The sequence below is a fragment of the Pseudokineococcus marinus genome, from assembly GCF_013004605.1.
Taxonomy (GTDB): Bacteria; Actinomycetota; Actinomycetes; order Actinomycetales; family Quadrisphaeraceae; genus Pseudokineococcus; species Pseudokineococcus marinus.
The window spans coordinates 1-1,760 of record NZ_JABEMA010000463.1 but is presented as its reverse complement, the minus strand read 5'-3'; the positions used below and the strand labels follow the sequence as shown (position 1 = coordinate 1,760).

The 1,760-nt window shown below is 79.3% G+C and carries 2 protein-coding genes; both read right to left on the bottom strand.

Annotated elements, in window-relative coordinates; translation table 11 throughout:
* Window positions 1-1,066: CheR family methyltransferase (locus tag HLB09_RS16615; RefSeq protein WP_212771278.1), on the bottom strand; the 1,066-nt coding region annotated here is incomplete at its 3' end.
* On the bottom strand, window positions 1,063-1,760 hold a 698-nt coding region (locus tag HLB09_RS16610), incomplete at its 5' end, for a CheB methylesterase domain-containing protein (RefSeq protein ID WP_171204406.1). The genes HLB09_RS16615 and HLB09_RS16610, both read right to left, overlap by 4 nt.

The following is a 1,760-nucleotide window of genomic DNA, read 5'->3' as shown; positions in this document are numbered from 1 at the left end:
CCTCCCCGGCGGGCGTCCGGCGCGGCTCCGCGGCCCCCGGGAGGAGCGCCGCGGCCGGGACGGCCGGGGGTCGCGCCGGCGCGGGCAGCCGCAGCGGCGCCGGGGCCGGCGGGCGCGCGGCGAGCAGCGGGCCGGACACCGGAGCCGGTGCCGGCGCCGCACCGAGGCGTCCACCGCCAGCCGCGCCGGAGCCGGCCGAGGAGGAGCTGACCGAGGAGGACGCGCCCGAGGAGGACGCGCCCGCCGGGCGGTAGAGGGCGGCGCGGCTGCCCTCGACGCGGGTCCACGCCGCGGAGACCCCGAGGGTGGTCTCGGCGGCGCCGAGGACGAGGACGCCGTCCGGCGCGAGCACCTGGTGGATGCGGTCGAGCACCTGCTGCTTGGTCGCCGTGTCGAAGTAGATGAGGACGTTGCGGCAGAAGACGACGTCGAAGCGCCCGCGCTCGGTGAAGGGCCGGGCGAGGTTGAGCTCCGCGAAGCGGACGCACGAGCGCACCGGCTCGCGCACGCGCCACTGCAGCCCCGCCCGCTCGAGGTGGCGGGCGACCATGTCGGCCGGGAGGCCGCGGCCGACCTCCATCTGCGAGTAGGTGGCCGAGCGGGCGCGCTCGAGGGCGGTCCGGTCGACGTCGGTGGCGAGCACCTCGGTGCGGAAGCCGCGCAGCTCGGGGGCGTCCGCGAGGAGCATCGCGATCGTGTAGGGCTCCTGGCCGGTGGAGCAGGCGGCCGACCACACCCGCAGCGACCGCCCGGGGCGGGCCGCGGCGAGCTCGGGCAGGAGCCGCTCGCGCAGGTAGGTGAAGGGCTCGACGTCCCGGAACCACGACGTCTCGTTCGTCGTCATGGCCTCGACGAGCTCCCAGCGGTCGGCCGCGGAGCCCGCGCGCGCCCGCGCGACGTAGGCGCCGACGTCGGCCAGCCCGGCGCGCCGTGCGAGCGGCAGCAGGCGGGAGGTGACGAGGTACTCCTTCGACGCGTCGAGGACGACGGCCGTCTCGGCGCGGACGACCTCGCAGACCCACGCGAGGTCCGCCGGCGACAGCGACGGGGAGGCGGGGGCGCTCACCGGGCACCCCCCGCGAGGGCCGGCGCGCCGCGACGGCAGGCGCTCGCGACGGCGCCGGCGACGGCGTCGAGGGGCAGCACGGCGTCGGCCAGCCCGGCGGACGCGACGGCGCCCGGCATGCCCCACACGACCGACGTCTCGGCGTCCTGGACGAGGACGGCGCCGCCGGCGCGGCGCACGTCGGCGCAGCCGTCGCGACCGTCGCTGCCCATGCCCGTGAGGACGACGGCGAGGACGCCGGCGCCGTGCACGTCGACGCAGGAGCGGAGCATGACGTCGACGGCGGGCCGGCAGAAGTTCACGGGCGCCGCCTGGGAGAGCTGCACGACGACGTCGGCGCCGGCCCGGCGCAGGACGAGGTGGCGGTCCCCCGGCGCGACGAGGACGCGGCCGGGGCGGAGGTCGTCGCCGTCCTCGGCCTCGCGCACGGCGAGGGGTCCGAGGCGGTCGAGGCGGACCGCGAGCTGGCGCGTGAAGACGGGCGGCATGTGCTGGGTGACGACCACGGGCACGGGCAGGTCCGCCGGCAGGGCCTGCAGCAGCCGGGCGAGGGCCTCGGGACCACCCGTGGAGCTGCCGACGGCGACGACGGCGGGCAGGCCGGCGCCGCGGCGGCCCGGGGGCGGGCCGGAGGGCGAGGCAGCCGCTGCGGCGAGCGGGGACGCGGCAGGGAAGGCGGTCGCGGCGACGGGCG